The following is a 25,432-nucleotide window of genomic DNA, read 5'->3' as shown; positions in this document are numbered from 1 at the left end:
GAAAATATGTTTTTTTAAACTGTTTTTTTATGCCAATAACGCATCAGACCTGCTACACTCATCCAAGAAGGGTTGGCCGCTTCATACCTTGCACATCCTTCTGCGTCAATACCGAAATCCACCAATTGCTGATGGGCGTAGGCTTCAAAAAGTGGAGTGATTTCCGCTGCACTTTTGCCGCTTTCCCAATAGGGTTTGATCCAATTTGCCCAATCCCAAAGACAATCTACTAAGTGATTGAGGTGATTTTCAATATCCCGAACTGCACCAAAATGCACCAAATACAAGCAGTCAACATCCAAAGATTGGATGAGTTTAATCGAATCTTGCCAGTCTTCCAAATTGATATCGGGAGGAGGACAAGGAGGCACAACTTTTCCTCCTTCAATTTTCACTCCTGCCACATCTCCTGTAAACAAGTTCTTGCCCACCTGCCAAGCAATGTGATGCACCGCATGACCAGGTGTATGCCACGCTTTGAAGGTGGTGTCTCCAATGGTAAACTCATCTTCGTTTTCAACTGCTACCAACTGACTCTCGGCAATGGGTTTCATGTCTCCCCAAAGTTTTTGCATTTCATCTTGGTAAATACGCTTCGCCGAATGTAAAAGTTTCTCGGGATGAGCTAAATGGGGGTATCCAAAAGGGTGAACATAGATGGTAGCACCTTGTTCTGCAAACCACCAAGCTGCTCCAGCATGGTCTAAGTGAATGTGGGTGAGGAATACGTGTTGAATGTCTTCAAGTCGATATCCTTTGGCTGCCAGACCTTTTTGAAGGTTAGGCAATACAGAATGTGGGCCTGTTTCGATTAGTACAGGGCCTTCAGATGTCTCTACTAAGTAAGAAGCTATAGAATGACTATGCCCCAAAAAATGCAAGTCAATGGTATGAATCATGAATACAGTTTGGTTTAAGCTGTCAAAGGTACTAGCAATAAGCGTAAAATGGAAAAATGTGAGAAGGTAAGATTTTATAAAGTAGAGGAGAGTCTTGCGTTTGATAGAAGAACACAACTATAAGGTATGTTTGGATGTTCTATATAGAGTCGGAAAACCAACGAATAATTGGATGAATTAGGTTGGTTTTCAAGTGTCTAATAATTAAAAATCCTATGAAACATTTTTCTTTACATTTATACTGTTTCAGTTTTTTCATTTTCACTGCAATTTCTTGCAATGCCCAAACTTTTACTGAACCTAAGCTTCAGACACCTACTTATCATCGGCTCATAAATACTTCAAATTTTACTACCGCTGCAATTCAACTCACCTTGCTTGATTCAAGTCCTATCTCATATATGCAAGAAATTCCTTCAAAAGATGCTGGCTATGTTCCCAATTTAGATAAGAAGATGGATTTATGGAAGGTAAGTACTATTTCTCCTACACATTACGCTGATACTCACAACGCTTTCTTTTGTAGATTAGAGCGAAAAGTGAATAAAAAATTTATAATGCCTGTTAGAGTGCGTCTGGAGGGGTTTTGAATGAGAGCTTTTGGAGGTTTATATATCGGTTATTTGACAAAATCTGTGAAATGAGACTTCGGTAGTTTATCTTTTGAAAAGATAACATAGGTATTTTATTGAACCTTAATTTTTTACGAAACTATCGAGGTTTTTATAGACTCCACAAAAATTGCCAAAAAACCAACATTCATTAGACGAAGAATCCAAATAGCAATCTTATGCTCCTATTAGGTCTCTATAACTATTGGAGTCCATCATATTCTCTGTCTGCTCAGGATTGCTCATCTTTATTTTTACCATCCAACCCTCACCAAAAGGCTCATTGTTGACAAGTTCTGGGCCATCTTCCAATGCTTCATTGATTTCAACTATTTCACCACTTAGCGGTGCAAATATCTCTGATACAGCTTTGACCGATTCAACAGTACCGAGTTCATCTCCTACATCGAAAGAATCTCCTACATCAGGAAGTTCTACATATACAACCTCACCCAACTCGCTTTGAGCATGATCGGTAATGCCCACAGTAGCGATATCGCCATCAATTTTAACCCATTCATGGTCTTCTGTGTAAAGTAAATCACTAAGAATTTTGCTCATGTTGTTGTTATTTTTTCGCAATATAGTGCATTGACAGAAAAATAAATAATTTTTTGAGGCAAGGTTACAATTTAATTTCCATTACGAGGTAAAAACAAAAAACAGGTGAGAATATTACCCACCTGTTTTGTACAGAAAGTGTTTTATAAATTTGATTATCAAGGAGTTTGTATTAATTCGAGTAAGTCTTTCATTGGTGTTGTCAAGACTTCTTCTTGGCTATAAGCTATTACCTTTGCATGACGGTATCCTTTAGCTTTCAAGCTTTCACAGTGTGATTCTGCTCTTTTATATTCCCTGAAAGCTCCAATGGCATAACGTACTGTTCCTTGTGTCGTCTTTTCGATGGTTAAGTCATCCCGTACTTTTCGCAAGAAACTACATTCGATATCTAAAGGTTCGACAAAGTTTCCAATCACTACTTTAAAAATCAAATCTTTAGGTAATTCACTCCTCATTGTATTCTCCTGTGAAGTAAGATGGGTTGGTGTACCTAAAGGAATGTTTGCACAGCTTGTATTGCAGTTCGATTGTAAGGTAGTAGAATTATAATTGCTGGCATACCCTACATTCACAACAAAACAGGCAGCAATCATCCCAAAAAAAAGTGTTCGTTTTAACATGGCAATTCATAGCATTTGTCCTACACATACTCAATACAGAAATCCTGTGATTGAGAGGCTTAGGGTATAGGGGTTAAACAATTAAGAATGGGTTTCAGATAATTTTGTGGACTTGTGAATGAGTAGCAGGATACTACTAAGAGGGGCTATCAAAAGCAGGCTGATTAATATGAATCAAAATCTTTGCCAAAAAAGGTAACAAAAGAAAATTTTTATCGTATAAGCTAAATTTTCATTTGTGATTTACACTTTTTGACTTCAATTCATGCAGTCACCTGTATGTTTTGAAGATGATAAAATGAAGTAAGTATCTGTTAATTAAATACTTTCGAAAAGGCATCTAAATATTTATGTTTATTTGCTTCAATAGAGTAATAATCTTGTACTCTTTGCCTTGCTTTTACTCCAATTTCTTTTCTCAGAGATGGATTGTCTAACAATTGTTGTAAAACTTTCAGCCATTCCTCATTTTTTTGTACCAAAAAACCAGAAACACCGTCTTCTATTACCCTAAAGTTTGCACCAATTGCAGTAGCCACTGTAGGTATTCCTAAGGTCATATACTGCAAAGCCTTCAATCCGCTTTTACCATATACCCACTCTTCATCAGGAAGAGGATATACACCAATATCTATGCGTTGCAAATTTTGTACCTCTGTTGCGGACTCCCATTTGATTGCCTCCAAATCTATACCTTCCATTTCAAAATGTGGATCACCAATCACCAACAATTTGAAGGAATGTGTTTTTTGAAGTTCTAAAAACACATCTTTCAACAAGTACAAATATTTTGAAGTGCTATGACTGCCACTCCAACCAATTGTGAGTGCCTGAAGGTCATTAGAATAAGTGTTGATTGGCAGGTATGTTTGCGTATTGATTGTTGAAGAAATATCCGTTGTATTTGGGTTGTATTGCTGCACAAATTGATTGAGTAGGGGAGTGCAAACGATGATATGTTTTGCCTTTTTCATCAAATAAATAGGCTTCGCTCGCCCCTTAAATACCTCCATAAAACGATTGGCACTACTACTGTGCCGCAAAAAAACCATATCGTCAATGTCATAAATCACCTTTGCATTGAAGAAAACAAAAAGCCTTTCGAAAATCGGCGGGCCAAAAGGCGTAACCCACAAAAATATATATATACCATCATAGAATGGCAATCGAAACAAATCGCCTACACGTCGTAAGTACCCCATCAAAGTCCAAAAAACCTTTTGCAGAAAATAACCTTTTTTATAGACTATATTCCAAAAGGGGAGGGTCATAAATGGCGAAATATCAATGTCATATCCCTCCGACCGCAAATAGGTCAAATATTGCTCATACTTCAATCGCTGCCCAGGAGCTGTATCTTCAGGATGTGGGCAAATCAGCAGAATTTTTTTGCGTTTCATCCACAAAAAAAACACTTTTTATTGAAAATGGATAGGGTACAACAAAATGAATCTTTGTTACTCAAAACTCATCCCTGTATAACCTACCTTCAGTTTGTCCACATCTGCGTTTTCTCCCAGCAACATCTTCAAATTGTTATAAGCTGTTTTCTGAATTTCGGGATAAGCAGAAGTGTCTTTGGTTTTCAAATAGTCGGCATACAACATCCAAAGCATTCCCGTAGTGACCGCTAGAGATTCAGCCACTTCTTGTTTTTGGGCATTGGTCATATTTTTGAAGTGATCATTTCCTTCAATAAATTGTTGAAATTGACGGTGAATAGAGCGTTCATACGCCACATCTAGTTGGGTTTGTTGTTGCCTTGCCATTTCCCATACAACTGCCATTGGGTCGTTTGGATTGACTTCGGGTTGGTAGTATAAGTTGTGGTAAATGATGTAGTTGTGAATCAGGTAATAATTCAGTGCATATGCCATATCATTGGGTATAAAACCATCTTTGTGTGCCACATTTTCATAATTACACAATACGTGTTCATATAGCTCCTTAGTGGTTTGGTCTTGTACTTCTTTGGTGACTATGCGTTGAGTAGAGGCTTCAAAGACACTTATGGGTTTTGGAGTTGCTTTGGGTGCTGTGGAATTGATAGTACTGCCATCTTTGCGGAGCATATCGTTTGCTCTCATATTGTTAAAAACTCTATTGGAAAGCATACTGCGTTCGATGTTGTGGCGAATCACTAAGTTGGTGAAGGAGTTACTACCACCATATTGAGCTTTTGCAGAAAAAGAAAAGCAAGTCATTCCTAATAAAAGGCTAAAGGTAAAAGCTGCTAAATGATTGACTTTGAAAATGTTCATATAATAAGGATTTTGAAGTGAACAAATTACTAAGAGCGGAAGTAGCTATTGGGTTGTGAGTATTTTAACGTTTATTGTAGGTAATTATTTTTGTCATCGAGAATATGAAATCATACACAATTTACTCAGCCATCCCTCTATCAATGTAAGTCTGCAAATCTTTATCGCCCCGCCCAGATACATTCACAACCACCACATCACTCGCTTCAAAAGTCATTTTCTCCAATACTGCAAAAGCGTGTGCCGTTTCCAAAGCGGGGATAATTCCCTCCAAACGGCTCAAAAATTGCCCCGCCTTCAATGCCTCTTCGTCCGTAGCACTGTAAAAAGAAGCCCGTGTCGTATCGTACAAATGTGCGTGAACAGGGCCAATGCCAGGGTAATCCAACCCTGCCGAAATCGAGTAAGGTTCAACCACTTGTCCATCTTTCGTTTGCATCAAGAGCGTTTTGCTTCCATGCAAAATTCCCGATTTTCCCAACTGTGTAGTCGCTGCAGACTCACCCGAATACAAGCCCAGACCAGCCGCTTCTACTGCAATCAATTTCACATCTTCCGCTTCCAGATAATGGTAAAAAGCCCCCATCGCATTGCTGCCACCACCCACACAAGCGAGAATGTAATCAGGATTTTCACTACCCGTTTTTTCCTTCAATTGCCACTTCATTTCCGCACTGATAACCGACTGAAAACGAGCCACCATATCTGGATAAGGATGTGGGCCAACGACCGAACCGATGATGTAATGCGTATCCGTAGGATTGTTGATCCAATGTCGCATCGCCTCATTCGTTGCATCCTTCAAGGTTTGACTGCCCGAAGTAGCCGCCACCACTTTTGCGCCCAATAGTTTCATGCGCTCCACATTGGGTTTTTGGCGTTTGATGTCCACCGCACCCATATACACAATACAATCCATTCCCATCAAAGCACAAACCGTTGCAGTTGCCACACCATGCTGACCCGCACCCGTTTCTGCAATGATTTTTTGCTTACCCAAGCGTTTTGCCAACAAAATCTGCCCCAAAGTATTGTTAACCTTGTGCGCCCCTGTATGATTGAGGTCTTCCCGTTTGAGGTAAATATTGGTATCGTAGTGATTCGACAACCTCTGTGCAAAATAAAGCGGAGAAGGTCGCCCCACATAGTCCTTCAAAAGGCTGTGAAATTCTTCTTGAAATGCCGCTTCGCCGATGATTTGTAGGTAATTCTCCCGCAATTCCTCCACATTCGGGTACAACATCTCGGGAATATATGCCCCACCAAATTTGCCATAATAACCCTGATGATTGACGTGGTATTTGGATTCTTTTGCTGCTGCAATAGAATCCAATGGAGGATGGGTATAGGTTGTATGTTGCATTTAGTGTTTCTTTAATTGTTTGGTCAATTTCTTCAATTTCGATACATCTTTCACTGCAGGATTCACTTCAAATCGGCTATTTACATCTACTGCATACAGTTGTGGAAGCTGCAATTTTGAAAGTAAAGGTAATTCTTCTAAGCCAATGCCACCGCTTAGAAAAAACGGTTTTTCGGAAGGATAGTTCGCCAATACCTCCCAATTGAAGGTCACACCATTGCCGCCATGCTCTTTTCCTTTGGTATCAAACAAAAAGTAATCACAACAATTTTCAAAAACCTTCAATTCTGCAAAATCAAAATCCTCACCTACCGAAAAAACCTTAATGACTTCAATGCCTATTTGCTGCAAACGCTTACACAATTCAGGTGATTCTCCTCCATGTAGTTGCACACATTGCAGCCCATATTTCGCTACTTTTGAAGTGATATAGTCAAAATCTGCATTGACAAAAACACCGACTTTTTGAATCATTGAAGGAAGTGCTACAGTAATGTCTGCATCAAAATTTTCCCCTACAAAACGTTTTGATTTTTCGTAAAAAATAAAACCCATATAGTCAGGCTGCAATACCGCAACTGCTGCAATGCTATCGGCGTATTTCATGCCGCAGATTTTTAGTTTCATATTGATTCCTCCACATCCTTCATGCTCAAATTGATGCGCTTTCTTTCCACATCTACGGTCATTACCTTCACCTTCACTTTTTGATTCACTTTCACCACCTGTTTGGGATCACGAATAAAGCGGTTGGTAATTTGGCTGATATGCACCAACCCATCTTGATGCACACCAATGTCGACAAACGCTCCAAAATTGGTAACGTTGGTAATGATGCCCGACAAAATCATACCTTCCTCCAAATCTTCAATGCTGTTGATGCCTTCCTTAAATTGCAGATGTTCAAACTGTTGGCGAGGGTCACGACCAGGTTTGGCGAGTTCTTGCAGAATATCGGTCAGTGTAGGCAAACCAACTGTTTCGGTTACATATTTTTGAGGCTGTATTTGTTTGCGGAGGTCTTCTTTTTGCACCAAATCCAAAACCGTAGCATTTACGTCTTTTGCCATTTGCTCCACAATTCCGTAGCTTTCAGGGTGTACAGCACTTGCATCAAGAGGATTTTTGGCATCACGGATGCGGATAAAACCTGCGGATTGTTCAAACGCTTTTGGTCCTAAACCTGCCACTTTCTTCAATTGATTTTTGCTTTTGAAAGCCCCGTTTTCATTGCGGAAATCCACGATGTTTTGTGCCAATTTAGGGCCGATGCCCGAAAGGTAGGTCAGCAATTGTTTGCTTGCCGTATTCACTTCGACACCCACATTGTTCACACAACTGATGACGGTATCGTCCAAACTTTGCCGCAAAAGTTTTTGATCCACATCGTGTTGGTACTGACCTACTCCAATAGATTTTGGGTCGATTTTGACCAATTCCGCCAAAGGATCCATCAAGCGGCGACCAATCGAAACAGAACCTCTAACGGTAAGGTCGTGGTCTGGAAATTCGTCCCTTGCGACTTCCGAAGCTGAGTAAATCGAAGCCCCACTTTCGTTGACCATCACCAAAACGATGTTTTCTAAATGTATTTTTTTGACGAACTCCATCGTTTCCCTCCCTGCTGTGCCATTGCCGATGGCGATTGCTTCAATTTTGTAGCGCTCACAAAGTTTTTCGATTTCACTCACTGCATCAAACCGTCGAGTGCTTGTGCGGTCGTGCGGAAAAATGGTGGTATATTGAAGTAACTGACCTTGTTTGTCCAAACAAACGACTTTGCAGCCTGTGCGAAAGCCTGGGTCAATTGCCATTACATTTTTTTGCCCCAAAGGAGGCGACAAGAGCAGTTCTCGCAGGTTGGTTGTGAACACCTGTATCGCATCGGCATCCGCTTTCGCTTTGGCTTCGTTGCGAATTTCGGTTTCGATAGAAGGTTTTATCAAGCGTTTGTAGGCATCGGTAATCGCCTCCTGTACTTGTTCAGCCGCTTCGTTGTCGGTTTTTAAAAAGGTATCGTCCAACAATTCCAAGGCATCGTCTTGGTCGGGAGCAATACTCAACCTCAAAAAACCTTCATTGCTGCCCCTCAAAATGGCCAGCAATCGGTGAGAGGGAACTCTATTCAATGGTTCATTCCAATCAAAATAGTCGCTAAATTTTTCGGCTTCTTTTTCCTTGCCTTTCACCAATTTGGCCTGAACAATGGCTTTTCGCTCAAACAAACGCCGCACTTTCGCCCTTGTTTTGGGATCTTCGTTCACCCATTCTGCAATGATATCTCTCGCTCCTGCAAGGGCTTCCTCCTCATCTTTCACCTCTTTTTTGACATCTACAAACTTTGCAGCCGCTTCGTCGACATCCATATTTTTTTGGCTCATCAACATTTCGGCTAATGGTTCTAAGCCTTTCTCTTTGGCTATTGTAGCCCTTGTTCTGCGTTTGCTTTTGAATGGCAAATACAAATCTTCTAAAAGGGTCATGGTTTCTGCCTGCAAGATTTGTTTCTGCAATTGTGGAGTTAGTTTTCCTTGTTCTTCAATGGCCTTCAAGATACTTTCCCTTCGTTTTTCCAAATCTTGCATTTTGGTCATGCCATCTCGAATTGCGGTTATTTGCACTTCATCGAGGCTGTTGGTCATTTCCTTTCGATAGCGGGCAATGAAAGGCACAGTTGCTCCGCCTTCAAAAAGCAACAAGACGGCTTTTACCTGATTTTCGGAAAGACGTAGTTCTTTGGAAAGTTTGCTGATCAATTGAAGGTTCATAGGAACGGTGATTTTTTGTGCTTGAACTTGAAAAAGGAGGTAAATTTAGAAGAAAATCATCAAACTTCAAGAGTCGTTACGAAAAGAAGCATAAAAAAGACCCTTTGATTGCGTATTTCAAAGGGTCTATTAAATGTAATATTTGTTCCCATTAATTATTTCGGCAAAAATAATATAATTATGGGATATTGTTGTAAAAAACAGTCTTTGATGTTAGGATTTTATGGAAAATAAAAATCGAAAATTAATTTCAATTGTAATAATTAATTGATAATAAAACAATTGAAATTAATTTCACAATCATTATTTTGTGTTAATTTTTTCACACACAAATTATAGGTTTTTGTTATGGAGTATATATTTTCAATAATACGCCTGGCATCAACTTATGACTTTTGCTCAATCTGTTTAATTTACGTAGGCTTTCAATTGAATTGCCTGGATTGTTTTGAGCAATGAGCCACAGAGAATCTCCTTGTTTTACTTCATATTTTTTGACATTGTTATCCGAAGTTGTATTGTTCTTATCCGAGTTAGCAACTTTTGCAGTAGTGTTTGAAGATACAACACCTGTTTCAGCAAATTTTTGTTTTTCGCTAAAAGTCATACTGTTAACTGTCTGATATTTATGTGCTATGGATTTATCTTTATAAATCACCAGTTTTTGACCTACTCTTATGGTGTGACTGCTGTTATTCCACCTACGAACTTGACTCAATCCGCAGTCGTACCATTCTGCGATATATCCCAGGTTGTCACCTTTTCGGACGGTATAAACCAGCTTTGTCATATTGGAGGTAGCAGGTTTGGGAGGGGTAATTTTTGCAGGAGGAGTATAGGTAGGTGTTGTTGATGGTTGATTATAAGTGGTGGTATTGTTGTATGTTGTAGGGTTTGAAGAATAGCCAACACTGTTGTAAACAGAACTTGCTGCGGTGTTGCTATTGACAGGAATCATACTTCCATCTGCTGCTTTTGTGTATGTCGCAGAGATACGTGGATCAGAAGGAGGAGTTTCTATTGTATTTGTAGAACTATTGTAGTAGCTTGTAGATGTAGTAGGAGCAGGAACAATACTGCTATTGGGGGGGATTGCAGAAGATGGCATCACATTGGCACTGGGCATGTAGGCGATTTGACTATTGAGTGAACTTCTATTGGCTTCAAAGGCAGCCACATAGCTCATAGGTAAGCGAAGGTCGAAGCGTTGGCCTGTTGGAAGGTAGCGTTTTTTGAGGCTGGCGTTCAAGTGTTCCAATTCAAAAATGCTTGCACCCGTTACGGAGGCCACATCTTGTAGGTTTAGTGGCCCATAAACAGGAACTGTTTGGGCATTGGCGTATAGAGTTCCATAAGGGGCAGGTTCTGCTTGTAGGTAGTGGTCGTAGTAATAATTGATGAAATAAACACAAGCAATATAGGAAGGTACATATCCTCTGGTTTCGCGTGGAAGATAACGGCGAATTTCCCAATAGGTACGTCTTCCTGTTCTTCGCATGGCTTTGTTCACATTTCCAGGTCCACAGTTGTAGGCTGCAATGACCAAAAACCAATCTCCATATTTGTTGTATAGTTTCTTAAAAAATCGGGCAGCCGCTACGGTAGATTTGTAGGGGTCGAGGCGCTCATCAATAGTAGAATTGACAATCAATCCATTTTCACGCCCTGTTGCAGACATGAACTGCCACAAGCCAACTGCACCCGCTCTTGATACAGCATGTTGATTGAGTGCAGATTCAGTAGCAGCCAAATATTTTAGATCTAATGGCAGCCCTTCTTCCAAAAAGATTTTTTCGATGATGGGAAAGTAAATGTTTGTTTTTCCCAATATGCGGCTCGATACATCCCGTTTTTTATGAGTATATACTTCGATGAAGGTGCGTACATATTGGTTGTAGGTAATGGGCAATTGACAATGCTGTGCCAGATTATTAATTCGACTGCGATAATGTTCGTCTGAATAATACTGAAAAGGGTTGATGATACCATAGCTACTAGTAGTCGTATAATTTTGAGAAGGGTAGTAGTTAGATGATTGGTAGCTAGGACTTGGAATGTTTGTGTTGGGTGGTGGCTGAATGTTTACGTTTGGATCACTCGAAAAACTGATATTACCTGTATAGACCTTTTCAGTTTCCACACTTGAACTCGGAATAGGATTCGTTTCATCGGTTTTCAATGAGTCTGTTTGCGCTGAAAGGGTAGGCATACAGATTACATGAGTAATGAGCATTACTACTAAGCAGATGTTTAATATTTGTTTTTTCATAGTGTGGCTAAAATAGGTAAAAGGTCAGAATTATGTAAGGAAAAAAATAATTTTTTCAAAAAAAACTATTCACTTAACCAATTTCACCATTTCTTTATTGCCTTTTTCTCCCTTCAAAACCACCCAATAGACACCTGATACCCAATCACTGGTATTCAAAAATAGTTGGTTATCACCATTTTGAATTAAATAATTTTGGGTAAATATTGTCCGCCCCAACACATCAAAAACTACCAAGTCTAATTGCAGCTTTTGGCTCAAGTTCATCTCCAAAACCAAATAATCTTGCATAGGATTGGGGTACAATTTCCATTCATTCAAGCCTCCAATGGCATAAATTCCAACGCCTGTGTCATTTATAATTTGTATGGAATCGTTTGCAGAGCAGCCCTGTTGGTTTGTTACGGTCACTGAATAAACGCCTGTTTCCGACACACTGATTGTCTGTGCTGTTGCGCCTGTTGACCACAAGAAAGTAGCTCCAGTATTTCCTGCGTTCAACACAATGGTTTGTCCTTCGGCTAAAATTTGGCTACTACCCAAATCTACTACAGGAACATTGACGGGAGCAAGGGTGAAAGACTGCGTAAACGTACAACCTTCACTATCCAATACAACCAGATTGTACTGACCTCCTATCAAATCCACATTTTCTTCCCCAGTCACTCCATTGCTCCAACTATAGAAATAATCTCCCGAACCTCCAGATGCCAGTGCAGTAAGGCTTCCGTCATTGCCTTCGCAGCTTGGCGCAATGCTTTCTACTTCAACCTCAATCACCGATTCGACTTCAAAAACCACTTCAACCGCTTCGCTTTCACACACTTTATTTACCGTCACCACTTCAAAAACATGGGTGCCTACATTTTCAGCAAAAGCCTTCAAATCTGCAACGTCGTTGTTTTGTGTTTCACCTTCATAGACCAATTCACCATTCCCCGCATAGATATTGAAGGTAACTGGGCAATTGCAGAATTTAGGATTTCCAGTCATTTCCACCAACATTCCTTCAGATGCACATACTACTTGTGGCTCATAAACAACTTGAGGAGCTTCTGGTACATTATATACATTGACAACATGGGTTTCCGCTTGCCCACAATTTGCGCCGCCACCTTCATACGTTACCGAGAAAGAACCATGATCGGCATTTTCTATGTCTGCATTGAAAAACACCTGACCATCTTGTTCTACAATGTTGGAGTTGATGTCAGTCGTCCATGAACCGCCCATCATGTTAGACTTCAATTGAAGAGGTAAATCGCTTTCGCAAATGGTTAGTAATCCGTTTGAAGTTGTCCAATGTGGATTAAAAATGTCAATGACCTGCAATTCAATGGTTTGTTTGTCCGTGCAGAAATTGGTGTTAACCACTTCATACGTTACCGCAAATGTTCCCGTTTCAGTAGGTGTCCAACTATTTCCCAATAAAGGTGTTTCGTTGATGAAAAAAGTACCTCCTTCAACACCCAATACTTCGAAGGTCACTGCTCCATCACTCAAACAAACGAGTTTTTCGGGAGCATAAAAACTGGCATCAGGCGTAGGTGTTACTTCAATGGTAGCGAATAAAGGATTGCATCCTTCTACAATATACATCAACCCTGCTATGCCAGATTCCACTTCAATGGGGCGGAATACATAGCCTTCTGCTTCTAAATGCACGCCTATTCCTGTCCATATTCCTTCTTCGTGCAACAACTCCAATACAACAGGCTCGTCTTTGCTGCAAACAAATGCAGGGATATCGAAAGCAACATGGTTTTGTGCAGCTATCTTTACGCTACCTTCGACCGTGCAGTTTTGGGAATCAGTGACAAGGACAGTATAAGTACCTTCTGCCAATTGGGTGTTTGAAGCGGCTGTCACTCCATTGTTCCACTCATACGTATAGGGTGGAAAACCTCCTTCTGTAAATACTTCGGCAGTGCCTGTTGCTAAACCACATATTGTTTCTTGTGATTCGATGCTGATCTTTAGTGTTTCGCAATTATCGGATTGTGCGAAATTGCGTTGGAGGGAGCTTAAAAAAAACAGAGAGAGTGCGAAACTTAGGTTTAGAAGTTTTTTCATTGTTAATGGTTTTGAAGTAAAATAGATGTTCTCCTAAATATAACGAAAAACACAGAAAAGGTAAACTCATTTCACAATCAATGTTACTTATCCAAATAACCCATCCATTTTTTGTGAAGTTCTTCGGCAGGAACTACCACATGGTCTATCCAAAAATCAATCAGTAAGTTTTCGGGATGAATGTTTCTGCTGACCCAATAATATACCAAGCCAAACAGCCCCAAACAAGCTCCCAAACCTATCAGCGCATATTTTGCAGCTTGTGTATCGGGGGGATGTCCAACCCAATCAAAGCCCAGAATGTGTTGGACAAAGTAAAGTATTAAAGTTGCTAAGGAGATAAAACCGACAAAAAAAGCAACAGGGCCTATGATAAACTGCAAAATGAGTGCAGGAATCGTCAGTATGAGCAATAATAAATTAACCAAGGTCATGAATAAGTAGCCACTCCAAAGAATGAAAAAATTTTTAAACGTCAATCGGTAACGACTTTGCAGAAAATCAATGATAGTAGCCAAAAGTTGCGCCCCAACATAGAGTACAAGAAAAAAGAAGAAAGTCCTCAAAATGGGGGAGATATTCCAAGTAGCCAACCAATCACTGAAAGCAAAAAAACTCAGCAAACCTGCCATAAATAAGGCAATCGTAGCAATTTCGCCAGTTCCTGTTGCAGATTTTTTAACTTTATTGTTCATTAAATGGCTTGTTTTTTGATTACTTAAAGATAATTTTGTTTTTTGCAGTCGTGTTCAAAATAATTCAACCTTGACTATTTTGACACAAAAATTACAAAATACATAAATTAAAAGGCGTATTTTTAACGCACCTTAAATAACTACAATCACCAACTCATATCCAAACCTGACTAACCTAACCATAAGTTCGTTTTTTTAAACACATACCAAACCACACAAATTGTGCAGATGATAAATGTCTATCGTATTGAGAGGTTGTTATTTTTTAAGTTGTCTTTCTTGTTATTGGTTTCTTGTTTATGCTGCAATGCCTGTATTGAAGCAGATGAAATGAAAGCTCGATTGTATATCGAGGATTTCAAAATGTTGGCGATTGAGGAAATGCAAAGGATGGGTGTGCCTGCAAGTATCAAGTTGGCACAGGCCATGTTGGAGTCGGATTATGGAAACAGTCGCTTGGCCTATGAAGGTAAAAACCATTTTGGTATCAAATGCAAAGCAGAATGGCTGGGAGATCGCATTTACCACACCGATGATGCACCTGACGAATGTTTTCGAAAATACCATAGTGTATATGAATCCTACTTAGACCATTCGGAATTTTTGCGATTCCATAAATTCAACTATTACGATGATTTATTTTTGTTGGATAAAACGGACTACCGAGGATGGGCCTATGGATTGAAGAAAGCTGGCTATGCCACCAATCCCCGCTATGCCGAATTGTTGATTGCATTGATAGAAAGGTATAGATTGTATGAATACGACAATGCGATAGTGAGTAGATTGGATGGAAATGGGTCTCCAGTTATTTTGTATGGTGCAGCAGCAAATACCATTATTTTTTCTAATTACCAACAAAATGCTTTAAAGCAAAAGCCATCGTTGGCATCTGCAAAGACTTTGATTGACAAATCTTTTGTAGAGTTCAAAGACAACAATCCTCCAAAGGATATGCCAGCAGAGTTGGCGGTGTTGGAAGCAATGGCGGGTACAGAAACGAATTCTAATTCGTCTGATAAGGAAGAAAATCAATTAGATGAAAACGTGGACATTGTTGCAAAAGAAGAGCGAATTGTTCCGCATTATCAGCAGATGGTGGTAAATGGTAAAAGAGCAGTTACCTCCAATGTACCTTTGATGCCTGCCTTTGTATCACACACCTACAATGTGCCTTTATCCAAATTGTATGACTACAATGACTTGTTAGTGGGGCAAAAATTCAAACCAGATACACCGATTTTTTTCCAGAAAAAGAAGAGCAAATCGGATACGAAAGCAGAACATATCGTAATGGAAGGGGAAACAATGCATGATATTTCGCAACATTACGGTGTGAAGTTATTGAAGTTGTATCGCCGCAATAAGCTACCATTGAACGCCAATCCTATTGAAGGTGAGATTGTTCAGTTGCAGAAAAAGGTGAAGGAATCACCTAAATATCGGTTGTAGATGCAAAATATTGAGTTATGAGGCGAAGACTTTTGAAGTTTACTCTTTGAAGAACTTTGTTTTTCATTACAATCGAGAATCTTTGAAAAAAAACTTCAAAAGTCTAAATCGGGAAGTTATTTTATTGATGTTTCTTAGCGAATTATCGTCATAAAGGGAATAGCACATCACTTATATCAATCTTTATTCCGCAAAACAGGCTGCATCCCACCGACTGATGATGTTTCAGTAGTTTTTGCCTGCTTCTTTTGCAGTACTTCCGCCAGTTTTTTCCCTTCCTTATTGCGGTGTAAAATACTAATAATGAAACCCATGACCATCACAAAACACCCTATCCAAAGCACACCAATATAAGGAAAAACCACCGCTTTCATGATGATCCAATCCATAGGGTCTTCTCGGTCGAGAATGCTCAATTTGATTTTGTTCTTCTCAGGATAGATTTTGTCAAAACGAATCGTCATATTCAATTCATCAACAGTAGCTTCTACGTTCATTTCTTGATTGTCACGAATGTAGTAAATGGGATTGGCTTCATACTGCGTGTTGTCTTTCGCAACAATAGATAGTTCTGCACCTGCTGCAATGTCACCATCCAAAGGCATATACAACAAACCGCCATCGGGTTGAGGATTGATGCGTTGAAGCCGAATCATAACACCCGAAACAAGAGCCGTTTCGCCTACACCTACTTCAATTTCAGTCAATTGCTCACCTTGTTCCTCCTTTTGAAGTTCCTTGTCCGTTGCTGCCGAAATGTGTGTAAAGATGTCTTTGCTAAGGTAATGTTTGGTAGAAGGATTGGCAATTAAGCCCATATTGGGATTTTTCTGGGCATTGGGATAAAGGGTAAAAGATTCAGTTGGCACATCCGATTCATTCTTTTTCTTGGCATAATGCACCATATAGTAGGTATTGGGTGCGGCAACAGAGTCACCCCGATAGGTTACCCAATATTCCCCCATTTGAATCGGTTTGTCTTTGTAGAGCAGCACATTCTCCAGTTTATTCTCAGGAGTCCATTCTTCACCATAGTCTATGCCCAAGGTGTTTAGTGAAATAACTTCCTGTTTGCCAAATGCAAAAATAGCTCCCGCCAAAATCAATCCAAAACCAATGTGCGCCACAGATCCTCCTGCAATGTTCAACTGCCCATTCAAACCTGCAAAAATATAGTTGGCATTGGCAATGATGGCATAAAAAGCGGTAAATAGCAGTAAAACATTGGGTAAATAATTGATTTCGACTAAAATTGCAGTGACTGCTGTTGCTACAATAGCTGCGATTGCAGTAAATGCCACCGAGCGCATCAATTTGTTAAGTGGTTGGAGTTTATATCTAAAGTATTGAACCAGTGCGCTAAAAAGAGCAATGAAAATACCAAACCAAACAGAATAACGATTGTAGTGTGGAATCGGATCGGTAATGACCCTATTTGTGCCAAACAATTTGTTGATAACAGGCCAAGAAGTATCAACCGTTATCAGCACCGCCAACATCGCCATTATCAAAGACCCTACAAACATCCAAAACTCACGACTGTAAGCACTCTCTTCTTTTTTTGGTGAAGGCATAGCGTTCCATCTTGTGACAATGAGGAAAGTAGAGATAAAGATGAAGGAAAGCATGAATGCCAATAATTGACCTGACATTCCCAAATCGGTGAAAGAGTGAACCGAAGTATCACCTAAAATTCCGCTTCTTGTCAAAAAAGTAGAATACAATATCAACCACAAAGTCAGAGTCATAAAGATGGCAGTAGCTTTGAGTGCATGCCCTGTATTCTTGAAAGCCAGTAATGTATGTAGTCCTGCAAGGAGGGTAATCCATGGAACCAAGGAGGCATTTTCGACGGGATCCCAAGCCCAAAAACCACCAAAACTCAATGCTTCGTAGGCCCATGCGCCGCCCATCAAAACACCTGTACCCAATACTGCTGCTGCAAAAAGTGACCATTTGAGGGTGGGTTGAATCCAGTCTTTTCCAAAATCACGTTTCCACAAACCTGTCATGACAAAAGCAAATGGAACCAAACAAGCGGCAAATCCCAAAAATAGGGTAGGAGGGTGAATGACCATCCAATAATTTTGCAGTAAAGGGTTCAGACCTGTTCCATCTTTGATAAATTCGAGGTAGTTGGCTCGCATGAAAAGCGGTGCATTTGCATTGGAGGGGTCATCTCGCAAAAGCATAAAAGGATCGCTACCAATTTTGTAGCCAAAAAAGTAAATTCCCAACAACATTGCAGCTAAGAATATTTGCATCAGGGTCATGAAGGTCATTACAGGAGCTTCCCATTTTCGAGCCGTTGCAATCAGTACCAAACCTAAGACAGCTATCCAAAACGCCCACAATAGAAAACTGCCTTCTTGACCTTCCCAAAAACAGGAAATCATGTAGTAAACAGGGAGATCAACGGAGGAGTGTTGCCAGACATATTTGAATTCAAAACGGTGATTGAGAATGAGTAAAAACATGATGACAATAATTCCCAAAACGGCAATGCCATTGACATAAAAACTTGTACGAGCAAGCCGTTTCCATGAGTCACTTTTCTGCAAATCCCGTTCTTGCCATTGACTTGCTGTAAAGTAAGCAATGGCTGATAAGAGGGCTGCTATCATTGCAGTAATGGCACATAAATGGCCTAATTGCTCTGCCCAATTCCACTCACCAATATATTGAATATCTAATATTTCTTGCATTTCTTACTTGCTAAATTGTGTGATAAGGGACGCTGCAAAAATGAATTTACAAGGGTATTTTTCTATTCATTGGATGAAGGTTTTGAAGAGTTTGGTTTATAACAACTTCATTTTCAGTTCTCATCCGATGAATTTTACGAATAACCAGTCCTAGTAATTAATCACTATGCTACGATTCAAAGCCCTGCCGCTTCGTATTCTTTTTCTTCGAGTTCACCACCTTCAACCCCTTCTTCAATGTATTTAGAAGGGCATTTCAATAATATTTTCTCTGCCATGAATTCTTCATCACCCATTTTACCCGTCAAAACTATTTGCTCAGAACGTTCAAAATCTTGTGGTTTTGGGCCACGATAGACGACTTTACGTTCCTCGTCATTTTTGTCTTTCATGTAGAAAGTAAAGTAGTTGGCATCTTTTTCAGGATCATAGTGCAGCGGTTTGTCTGCTGACAACAAGCCTACTACCTGAAAGTTTTTGCCCGAATTGGAATGAGCCGTTGAAAAAGTTTCGTAGGTACTATAACTGGAGGAGGTGCTGATAATAAAAGCAATCAGTCCGCCAATAGCCAATAAAGCAATAATATGTGATTTCTTCATCTGTTTATGATTTAACTCACCTTTAACGAAAAGGCAAAATTAAGAAAAAGTGGCTTATCTTGGTTGATAAACGCACTTTTGTAAAATTTAGGCATGATTATTATCACTTAAAGCTATGACAAATTATTAAGGTAAATGCTTAAGTTTCTTTCTAAAATCATCCCTACTGATATACCAATTTCATACCACAAGGGGGTTCATCAATATATCTTCTACAACAAAACCTGAGAAGTGTAGTATTGTTTTCACGGCATATGTTGGGTATTCACTTACTATTACTACTCACAGACTTGTTGCACTGGCTGAATGGTGATTTGATAAGTAGCCCATCTTACAAAACATTGTTTTATTTGCATCTCAAGTTGCGGATTGCCAACGTATAGCTAAAACTCCTGTGATAAGCAATAATATAGAGAAAATGATAAGTCCCCATTGATTCAAAGTAGGAATGCAATCCTGAAATCCAATAAATACGTCCTCAGTGGGACCACAATCTCTTATAAGCCTGAAAGAGGATGTCGTTGTGCCAGGAGCTGATGTAAATATACCTGTGGTCGTGTTTAGGCTTCCGCCTGTACCCGTTAGCTGAGACCAAACATCCCCTGGTACAGTAGTGACACCTGTGAGGAAGTCGTTTAGATCTATTGTTTGATTATCATTACTACAGAATGTAGCCATTGCGGTTAGTTCTGCTACTGCTATGGAGAGTCTAGCTGTCACGCCTTTGAATCCATCTACTACAGCATAGTACTGCTCATATGGTTTGGCCTGTAGAAGTTGTTTTGCGCCAGTACCATTCATCCACATCTTTGCTGATTTCTCATCATTAGGGTCTGTAAGTATGAATATATCTACTTCCAAATCTGGAATCCTGCTGTCTTCATCTATGTAGATAAGATAGTTGCCATCCATTCTGGGCAAGGCATATATCATTTCTCCACCCTCAAAGCTGTATTCTGGTCTTACTGGATAGTTTTGTAAGACATTTACCCCGCCACTGTTGGATATGGTGATATACTTATCAGGATTTTCTATGGGGGCATCTATTTTTAGATCATCATGACTAAGGGAAATTATACGGGGATGGGAAGTAGCTGCGGATATAGAGGTTATCCACAAAGCGCATAGAGCGATTATCAGTGTTTTCATTTTGTAACTGTTGTAGTGTGTTTAAAAATTCAAGTTTTTTGCGATATAGTAATTAGTATGAGTGTATATGAGTTTAGCGGATTAATCAGTCTATTTGTAGTTTCCTTTTGAGAGCATACTGATTTTCAAACATTCCATATCTTTAAGAATAAACTACAAAAGTCTCATTCCACTAAAATCTTCGATGAACCACTTTTTATTTTACTCTCCCCAAATTGACAACTTAATTTACACCCTGTTTCTTTAATTGTTTGATACTCTTATCACTTCGTTTGTCTCCCTCATAAGCAACTACCTCCGTTTTTTCAGCACCATTGTTGATGGCCAATGTTTGGTATTCTTCTGCCTTGGCAATGCTCTCATAAGGGCCCAAAACAATCATCATTCCAGCTTCGGTATATTCCAAATCCAAAGCCGTATTCAAATTTGAAAAACTATAGTAAGTGTTGTTGTCTACACTTCGATAGGGGCCAATCAATACTTTGAAGGTCAAATCGGCAGCCGTATTTTTTGCAATATTGAGGCTTTTGCCGTTGTTGTCGTTCATATAGGCGGTATAAGGGTCGTTGTTGATTCCTTCAATGGACAAGACCCGCACGTCAATGCGGTTGTTGATTTCGTGTTCGTCTTCATCGCAACTTCTCACCGTCAAGCAATCGTTCAATATTTGGGATTCACCATAACCTCTTGCTACAACTCGCTGGGGTGGAACTCCTCTAGAGACTACATAATCTCTTGCTGATTTTGAGCGGTGTGCGCTGAGGTCGAGATTGTTGAAGTCATCACCACGAATATCGGTGTGGGAACTTAGCTCAACGGTTACTTCTGGATTTTTTTGAAGGAAAAAAGCCAATTTATCCAACTCCTTTGCGGCATCGGGCAAAATTTCAAAGTCACCTCTTTTGAAGCGAACATTACCCATGCCAATGCTTTGATTGATAATGGTATTGGAAATTGGAGGCTGTTCTACGGCTTTTACCCGTTTATCAGAACTAATCAGAGAAAAGCTGTAGATGTCATCGCTACCAAATCCACCAGTTCTATTGGAAGAAAAATAACCCTTTGTTTTTGGGGTATTCATGGTAATGCTAAAGTCGTCTCGGCTTGAATTGAAGGGTGCACCCAGATTTTTGGGTTGGGTCCATAATCCATCCTTGTTTTGGGTAGTGAATATGTCCAATCCGCCCAATCCTGGATGTCCATTGGAGGCAAAATACAACATGCCATCAGAGTGAACATAAGGAAAAGCCTCATTACCAGGTGTATTGACCGTTTTTCCCAAATTGACGGGTTTGCTCCAAATCTCGCCCATGCGTATGCAGGTATATAAATCAGTACCGCCATAACCGTCTGGCATATTGGAGGCAAAGTAGAGTGTTTTGCCATCAGGACTTATTGCCGCATGAGCTATACTGAAAGTAGGATTGTTGTGCATAAAGGGTTTGATTTCGCCCCATTTGTCATTATTCGATTTGACGGTAAAAAGAGAAAGATTGATGGCTGCTTGATCGTCGTTTTGGATTTTGCCGTCTTCACCAATAGTGGCATTGCGGCTAAAAAACAATTCATTGGTAAGACTGCAAAAGGAGGCTGGACCATCATTCAAGCGACTGTTTACACTACCTGCTACTTTTTGGGGAGGCGAAAAAGAATTGTTTAATTTTGTATCAGCATAATACAAATCCATGAATGTGCGGTCTTTCTCGCTTGAGTTATTGCCATTGCTGCAAAAGATAATGCCGTTTTTGAAGTAAATAGCTCCAAAATCAGAACCTTCAGAGTTGATGGGTAGTAGAAGCAACTCATATTTGTTATCCGTTTGAATTAATGTTTCAACGTTTTGACAACCGTTGGCTAATTTTTCACCCCAAACATCATATTTTCCATATTCCATAAACCATTTGTAGGCTTCTTCGTATTTCTCGTTACTTTGCAACATTTGTGCAAAATATAGTTTGTATTGGGGTTGGTTAGGGACAATGTTGACCAATTGTCCATACCAATATTCTGCTTTGTCGTAGTCATTGGTGAGACGATAACAATCAGCCAATTTTGTTTTGGCAACCAGAGAGTTATCTGTAATTAGCACATCTCTATATACAGGAATCGCCATTTCATAGGCCTGAGCATCATAAAAAGCATCTGCTTTTTTCATTAGTGCTTTGGAATTTTGTCCAAAACTGCTCATGCTGAAAAAAAGTAAGAAAAGGCAGATTATTACGTTTTTAGAATTTGTTTGTTTCATCTCGCTAAGTTTTTACAAAAATAAAGACTTCATCGGTATAAGGTATCTGAAAAATAGTAAAAATAATAACCTCGAACAATATTGTTCAAGTATTATTTTTGTATCTTTATTGAAGTTGTGTTTTTACTTTGTTTGTAAAATTTTATAGAATCCCGTTATGGATAAAATCTTGAATTATATTCGCAACTTGTTTGAAGTGAGGGTTTTTGGTGTATGTACATATCTCGGAGAAAAACTTGGAATACCGTATCACCGCATCCGATTGTTCTTTGTATATACACTATTTATCGCCAATTGGTCACCGATTATTGTCTATCTCAGCTTGGCTTTTATTGTAAATATCCGAAAATATATTAAGATTGGCAAGCGACGGGTGTGGAATAGTTGAGGAGTACAAAAACTTATAATTCCAAAACTATTGATTAAAATTTGAAAGTTCAGGTAGAAAGGCAATTATTGAAGTAAGGGTCGTCATTCTTATACCGTCAAGCATCTACTGCAAATTATTTCTTCCTAATCAACATCATTCCATCTTTCACTGTCAATAGTACATTCTCTACTCGTTCATCAACTTGTACCAAGTTATTGAAGTTTTTGACACCCATTGTATATTTGTCAGTTTCTGATTCTTCCAATACTTTTCCGTTCCACAACACATTGTCCGCAATGATAAAACCACCTTTTCTAACTTTTTCGATGACCAGTTCAAAATATTCTGGATAGTTGGCTTTGTCCGCATCAATAAATATCAAGTCGAAAGTTTCGTCCAGTTGAGGAATAACTTCTAAAGCATTGCCGATGTGAATTTGTATTTTTTCCTGCAATCCTGCTGCTTCAAAATATTTGCGCTGTATGTCCTCCAATTCTTCGTTGATTTCGATGGTGTGCAATACGCCATTTTCCTGCAATCCTTCTGCCAAACATATTGCTGCATATCCTGTGTAAGTACCTATTTCTAAAATTCTTTGGGGACGAATCATCTGACTGATCATCCTCAAAAATATTCCTTGCAAATTTTCTGTAATGTTTCTTGCTCGAATTACTTTAAGATTGGTTTCTCTATAGAGTTGCTTCAAAAGGGGAGTAGGAGGGCTTGTGTGGGCTTCAGTGTAGGCTGCAATGTTGTGGGGTACAAGGTCTTTCATTTGGAATGTATTGGAGTTTTGATGTGTTGGTGTATTTTGAAGGTCATTGACTTACTTCAACAACTTCCGCTTTGTTGCCCACAAAAATAACCACATAAGCAATTAAATCCTTCAAATCTTTGATTTTATCATCCTTCAAATACTCCTGCAATTGCTCAACAGCCTCTTTTTTTACTTCCTTCAAACGGTTTGGTGTTGCCTTCTTCAAGTACTTCAATTCAAAAATGAACTGATAGGGAACATCTGCTTCAAAAGGCGGTCTTCGGGTAAGCAACAAGTCAATTCTGCCCTTTTCGTTGTTGTCGTTCTTCTTTTCGACTTCCAATTCGCTGTAAATATTGTAGAAACGAGCGACATAAAACCAAGAAGCAAAAATTGCTTTGGGGTGGGTTTCATTGAAGGCAGCCTTGTCATGGTGAACCGATAGTTTGGACAAAACAGATTCGGTCAATTCGATAATTGGCTTGATATTGTTGTATTTAGCCAATTCGACAACCTTCCTATGTACATCAATTTGAGAAGTATTCAAATGTGCATCGTCTAAGGTAAGCCTCATAAAAAACTGAAAATACAATTCACGAATCACAAAATTGGGGTGCATCCCAAATTGTCGCAGAAGCTAAAAAAAGCTATTTTTGAGGCACTAAATCAATAAAAATATGACAAAGGAAGAATATTTAGAATTGGCTTTATCTTATTGGGCATCATTTGAATCTTTGAAAAAAGAAGAAAGTTTTTATGACTATGAAAAGGGGTTTGAGGGAGTGATACTGAAATTTGGACAAGATTTATTAGAAAGTAGTATAAGTAAACCAGAGAAGACCGTCGTAAAAAAAAACAATAGCAAGTCGATTTGGCTCTATCTCTATCGCCAAAACGCATATGTGGAGTAATGGTATCAATGGCTTTCAAGTAAGCCCTTATCTTCAAGAGTTACAAGCTTATGCTGGTCAATCGGATAACTATAGCGCAGCGGTGTGTGACTTAGAAAAATATCTACGTATAGAAACGAATCGTAGTCAAACAGAGCGAGTTACGAAGTATTACGCATCAGAACTTCAAAGTGTGAAACCTGTTTTACCAGTTGCTCAAAGAAAACTAAGTGAGTCTCTAAAAGAGAGTGTTGAACAAGAGGGGCTTGTCTATTCTATGATAGATGGGGGTATGCTTCAAACTCGTGAAGGAGAAAAAGGGAATGATTGGAAAGAAGTAAAGTTAGGGCGTATATTTACAGACCTTGACCACTATGAATTAGATAAGAATCATTGTTGGCTAAAGCAATCTATCTATGCTGCACATTTGGGTAGTCATAAAGATTTCCTGTGTAAATTTGAGCCATTAGTAGATATATTATCGCCGATAAATGAACGACTTGTTTTTGTTGCAGATGGAGACCTTGGATTTGGAATTGGGTAGAAGAGTCTTATCCTAAAGCTACACAAATCCTTGATTTTTATCATGCAGCAGAGCATTTAAGTAAATTTGCTAAACTGTATTACAAAACAATAAAAGAGCAAAAAAATTGGTTGAACAAACAAAAAAATGCTTTACTCAATGATGAAATTAGTGTCGTTATAAAAGGGATTGAAGAGTTAGAAAAACGCGACAAAAATCTGAAAAAGAACGAAATAGCCTGCTAAACTATTTGAGAAACAATGAGTTTCGCATGATGTATAAAACTTTTAGAGACACAGGTTTATTTATAGGTTCGGGAGCAATCGAATCTGCTCACCGAACAGTTATTCAAAAAAGATTGAAACAATCGGGACAAAGATGGACTTTAGATGGTGCGCAGAAAATTATTGATTTGAGACTTATGAATATGAATCAACAATGGCATGAACTTATAAAATTGATACAAGCAAAGGAACTTGAATTATATAAAAAACAAGCATAAGGCGACAATTTGGGATGCACCCCAAAATTGGGAATCGTAAATATCAAGCCGTCAAGACTACTTCCTTTGATGGTCAAAAATCCCAAATAATACAACAAACTCACAAAATGTTCCTCT

At 39.2% G+C, this 25,432-nt stretch carries 23 protein-coding genes; 6 read left to right on the top strand and 17 right to left on the bottom strand.

Annotation, left to right across the window (positions count from 1 at the left end):
- Positions 1 to 14 precede the first annotated feature (14 nt).
- Positions 15 to 899: an MBL fold metallo-hydrolase gene (locus tag R3E32_07770; protein ID MEZ4884605.1), complete on the bottom strand. Its 885-nt coding sequence runs from the start codon at positions 897 to 899 to the stop codon at positions 15 to 17.
- Between the two features lie 215 nt (positions 900 to 1,114).
- On the opposite strand from R3E32_07770, the gene R3E32_07765 reads away from it, so the two are divergent.
- Positions 1,115 to 1,489, top strand: coding sequence for a hypothetical protein (locus tag R3E32_07765; protein MEZ4884604.1), 375 nt, complete (start codon positions 1,115 to 1,117; stop codon positions 1,487 to 1,489).
- A 198-nt stretch (positions 1,490 to 1,687) separates the two neighbouring features.
- On the opposite strand, the gene gcvH is transcribed toward R3E32_07765, so the two are convergent.
- From gcvH to R3E32_07715, 10 genes are all read right to left on the bottom strand, one after another.
- Complete coding sequence (gene gcvH / locus R3E32_07760) at positions 1,688 to 2,071, bottom strand: glycine cleavage system protein GcvH (protein MEZ4884603.1); 384 nt, start codon at positions 2,069 to 2,071, stop codon at positions 1,688 to 1,690.
- 158 nt (positions 2,072 to 2,229) lie between these two features.
- Complete coding sequence (locus R3E32_07755; protein ID MEZ4884602.1) at positions 2,230 to 2,694, bottom strand: hypothetical protein; 465 nt, start codon at positions 2,692 to 2,694, stop codon at positions 2,230 to 2,232.
- Between the two features lie 314 nt (positions 2,695 to 3,008).
- Complete coding sequence (locus tag R3E32_07750) at positions 3,009 to 4,094, bottom strand: glycosyltransferase family 4 protein (GenBank protein MEZ4884601.1); 1,086 nt, start codon at positions 4,092 to 4,094, stop codon at positions 3,009 to 3,011.
- A gap of 57 nt (positions 4,095 to 4,151) precedes the next feature.
- Positions 4,152 to 4,955 (bottom strand): DUF6683 family protein, encoded by an 804-nt coding sequence (locus R3E32_07745; GenBank protein ID MEZ4884600.1) that lies wholly within the window; start codon positions 4,953 to 4,955, stop codon positions 4,152 to 4,154.
- A gap of 121 nt (positions 4,956 to 5,076) precedes the next feature.
- A complete protein-coding gene (gene trpB, locus R3E32_07740; protein ID MEZ4884599.1) occupies positions 5,077 to 6,318 on the bottom strand; it encodes a tryptophan synthase subunit beta in 1,242 nt (413 codons plus the stop codon).
- Positions 6,319 to 6,924, bottom strand: coding sequence for a phosphoribosylanthranilate isomerase (locus R3E32_07735; protein ID MEZ4884598.1), 606 nt, complete (start codon positions 6,922 to 6,924; stop codon positions 6,319 to 6,321).
- A 17-nt stretch (positions 6,925 to 6,941) separates the two neighbouring features.
- Positions 6,942 to 9,086 (bottom strand): Tex family protein, encoded by a 2,145-nt coding sequence (locus R3E32_07730; GenBank protein ID MEZ4884597.1) that lies wholly within the window; start codon positions 9,084 to 9,086, stop codon positions 6,942 to 6,944.
- Positions 9,087 to 9,432: 346 nt separating this feature from the next.
- Positions 9,433 to 11,355, bottom strand: coding sequence for a transglycosylase SLT domain-containing protein (locus tag R3E32_07725; protein MEZ4884596.1), 1,923 nt, complete (start codon positions 11,353 to 11,355; stop codon positions 9,433 to 9,435).
- 69 nt (positions 11,356 to 11,424) lie between these two features.
- Positions 11,425 to 13,428 carry a T9SS type A sorting domain-containing protein gene (locus R3E32_07720; GenBank protein MEZ4884595.1) on the bottom strand — a complete coding sequence of 668 codons (2,004 nt, stop codon included), beginning with the start codon at positions 13,426 to 13,428 and terminating at the stop codon, positions 11,425 to 11,427.
- 83 nt (positions 13,429 to 13,511) lie between these two features.
- Positions 13,512 to 14,123: a hypothetical protein gene (locus R3E32_07715; GenBank protein ID MEZ4884594.1), complete on the bottom strand. Its 612-nt coding sequence runs from the start codon at positions 14,121 to 14,123 to the stop codon at positions 13,512 to 13,514.
- Between the two features lie 228 nt (positions 14,124 to 14,351).
- On the opposite strand from R3E32_07715, the gene R3E32_07710 reads away from it, so the two are divergent.
- Entirely contained in the window at positions 14,352 to 15,575 is a 1,224-nt protein-coding gene (locus R3E32_07710; GenBank protein ID MEZ4884593.1) for a glucosaminidase domain-containing protein, read from the top strand.
- Between the two features lie 176 nt (positions 15,576 to 15,751).
- On the opposite strand, the gene ccsA is transcribed toward R3E32_07710, so the two are convergent.
- The 4 genes from ccsA to R3E32_07690 all read right to left on the bottom strand — a co-directional run bounded on the left by ccsA (position 15,752) and on the right by R3E32_07690 (position 22,273).
- Positions 15,752 to 18,280 (bottom strand): cytochrome c biogenesis protein CcsA, encoded by a 2,529-nt coding sequence (gene ccsA / locus R3E32_07705; GenBank protein ID MEZ4884592.1) that lies wholly within the window; start codon positions 18,278 to 18,280, stop codon positions 15,752 to 15,754.
- A gap of 176 nt (positions 18,281 to 18,456) precedes the next feature.
- Positions 18,457 to 18,879 (bottom strand): cytochrome c maturation protein CcmE, encoded by a 423-nt coding sequence (locus tag R3E32_07700; GenBank protein ID MEZ4884591.1) that lies wholly within the window; start codon positions 18,877 to 18,879, stop codon positions 18,457 to 18,459.
- A 357-nt stretch (positions 18,880 to 19,236) separates the two neighbouring features.
- Entirely contained in the window at positions 19,237 to 19,791 is a 555-nt protein-coding gene (locus R3E32_07695; protein ID MEZ4884590.1) for an IPTL-CTERM sorting domain-containing protein, read from the bottom strand.
- A 460-nt stretch (positions 19,792 to 20,251) separates the two neighbouring features.
- On the bottom strand, positions 20,252 to 22,273 hold the full coding sequence (locus tag R3E32_07690) for an OmpA family protein (protein ID MEZ4884589.1): 2,022 nt from the start codon (positions 22,271 to 22,273) through the stop codon (positions 20,252 to 20,254).
- A 157-nt stretch (positions 22,274 to 22,430) separates the two neighbouring features.
- On the opposite strand from R3E32_07690, the gene R3E32_07685 reads away from it, so the two are divergent.
- Complete coding sequence (locus R3E32_07685) at positions 22,431 to 22,661, top strand: PspC family transcriptional regulator (protein MEZ4884588.1); 231 nt, start codon at positions 22,431 to 22,433, stop codon at positions 22,659 to 22,661.
- 115 nt (positions 22,662 to 22,776) lie between these two features.
- Here R3E32_07685 and R3E32_07680 read toward each other — a convergent pair whose 3' ends face one another.
- Complete coding sequence (locus tag R3E32_07680) at positions 22,777 to 23,418, bottom strand: O-methyltransferase (protein MEZ4884587.1); 642 nt, start codon at positions 23,416 to 23,418, stop codon at positions 22,777 to 22,779.
- 43 nt (positions 23,419 to 23,461) lie between these two features.
- Positions 23,462 to 24,019 (bottom strand): PD-(D/E)XK nuclease domain-containing protein, encoded by a 558-nt coding sequence (locus R3E32_07675; protein ID MEZ4884586.1) that lies wholly within the window; start codon positions 24,017 to 24,019, stop codon positions 23,462 to 23,464.
- 58 nt (positions 24,020 to 24,077) lie between these two features.
- Here R3E32_07675 and R3E32_07670 point away from each other — a divergent pair, with 58 nt between their 5' ends.
- The 3 genes from R3E32_07670 to R3E32_07660 all read left to right on the top strand — a co-directional run bounded on the left by R3E32_07670 (position 24,078) and on the right by R3E32_07660 (position 25,315).
- Positions 24,078 to 24,311 carry a hypothetical protein gene (locus tag R3E32_07670; protein MEZ4884585.1) on the top strand — a complete coding sequence of 78 codons (234 nt, stop codon included), beginning with the start codon at positions 24,078 to 24,080 and terminating at the stop codon, positions 24,309 to 24,311.
- A complete protein-coding gene (locus tag R3E32_07665) occupies positions 24,301 to 24,834 on the top strand; it encodes a hypothetical protein (GenBank protein ID MEZ4884584.1) in 534 nt (177 codons plus the stop codon). The genes R3E32_07670 and R3E32_07665 overlap by 11 nt, the downstream gene beginning before the upstream one ends.
- 250 nt (positions 24,835 to 25,084) lie before the next feature.
- Complete coding sequence (locus R3E32_07660; protein ID MEZ4884583.1) at positions 25,085 to 25,315, top strand: hypothetical protein; 231 nt, start codon at positions 25,085 to 25,087, stop codon at positions 25,313 to 25,315.
- Positions 25,316 to 25,432 lie beyond the last annotated feature (117 nt).

This window comes from Chitinophagales bacterium (genome assembly GCA_041392475.1).
Classification (GTDB): domain Bacteria; phylum Bacteroidota; class Bacteroidia; order Chitinophagales; family UBA2359; genus JAUHXA01.
Note: the sequence above shows the minus strand (reverse complement) of the source record. Positions and strands in the feature narration are given on the sequence as shown.

Bases quoted from the DNA above. Each gene is read 5' to 3' on its own strand.
- R3E32_07735 (MEZ4884598.1), bottom strand. From the start codon at position 6,924: ATGAAATACGCCGATAGCATTGCAGCAGTTGCGGTATTGCAGCCTGAC.
- R3E32_07670 (MEZ4884585.1), top strand. From the start codon at position 24,078: ATGACAAAGGAAGAATATTTAGAATTGGCTTTATCTTATTGGGCATCA.
- R3E32_07750 (MEZ4884601.1), bottom strand. From the start codon at position 4,094: ATGAAACGCAAAAAAATTCTGCTGATTTGCCCACATCCTGAAGATACA.
- R3E32_07685 (MEZ4884588.1), top strand. From the start codon at position 22,431: ATGGATAAAATCTTGAATTATATTCGCAACTTGTTTGAAGTGAGGGTT.
- R3E32_07675 (MEZ4884586.1), bottom strand. From the start codon at position 24,019: ATGCACCCCAATTTTGTGATTCGTGAATTGTATTTTCAGTTTTTTATG.
- R3E32_07720 (MEZ4884595.1), bottom strand. From the start codon at position 13,428: ATGAAAAAACTTCTAAACCTAAGTTTCGCACTCTCTCTGTTTTTTTTA.
- R3E32_07690 (MEZ4884589.1), bottom strand. From the start codon at position 22,273: ATGAAACAAACAAATTCTAAAAACGTAATAATCTGCCTTTTCTTACTT.
- R3E32_07700 (MEZ4884591.1), bottom strand. From the start codon at position 18,879: ATGAAGAAATCACATATTATTGCTTTATTGGCTATTGGCGGACTGATT.
- R3E32_07660 (MEZ4884583.1), top strand. From the start codon at position 25,085: ATGATGTATAAAACTTTTAGAGACACAGGTTTATTTATAGGTTCGGGA.
- R3E32_07745 (MEZ4884600.1), bottom strand. From the start codon at position 4,955: ATGAACATTTTCAAAGTCAATCATTTAGCAGCTTTTACCTTTAGCCTT.
- R3E32_07680 (MEZ4884587.1), bottom strand. From the start codon at position 23,418: ATGAAAGACCTTGTACCCCACAACATTGCAGCCTACACTGAAGCCCAC.
- R3E32_07770 (MEZ4884605.1), bottom strand. From the start codon at position 899: ATGATTCATACCATTGACTTGCATTTTTTGGGGCATAGTCATTCTATA.
- R3E32_07695 (MEZ4884590.1), bottom strand. From the start codon at position 19,791: ATGGATGGCAACTATCTTATCTACATAGATGAAGACAGCAGGATTCCA.
- R3E32_07715 (MEZ4884594.1), bottom strand. From the start codon at position 14,123: ATGAACAATAAAGTTAAAAAATCTGCAACAGGAACTGGCGAAATTGCT.
- gcvH (MEZ4884603.1), bottom strand. From the start codon at position 2,071: ATGAGCAAAATTCTTAGTGATTTACTTTACACAGAAGACCATGAATGG.
- ccsA (MEZ4884592.1), bottom strand. From the start codon at position 18,280: ATGCAAGAAATATTAGATATTCAATATATTGGTGAGTGGAATTGGGCA.
- R3E32_07755 (MEZ4884602.1), bottom strand. From the start codon at position 2,694: ATGTTAAAACGAACACTTTTTTTTGGGATGATTGCTGCCTGTTTTGTT.
- trpB (MEZ4884599.1), bottom strand. From the start codon at position 6,318: ATGCAACATACAACCTATACCCATCCTCCATTGGATTCTATTGCAGCA.
- R3E32_07730 (MEZ4884597.1), bottom strand. From the start codon at position 9,086: ATGAACCTTCAATTGATCAGCAAACTTTCCAAAGAACTACGTCTTTCC.
- R3E32_07725 (MEZ4884596.1), bottom strand. From the start codon at position 11,355: ATGAAAAAACAAATATTAAACATCTGCTTAGTAGTAATGCTCATTACT.
- R3E32_07765 (MEZ4884604.1), top strand. From the start codon at position 1,115: ATGAAACATTTTTCTTTACATTTATACTGTTTCAGTTTTTTCATTTTC.
- R3E32_07710 (MEZ4884593.1), top strand. From the start codon at position 14,352: ATGATAAATGTCTATCGTATTGAGAGGTTGTTATTTTTTAAGTTGTCT.
- R3E32_07665 (MEZ4884584.1), top strand. From the start codon at position 24,301: ATGTGGAGTAATGGTATCAATGGCTTTCAAGTAAGCCCTTATCTTCAA.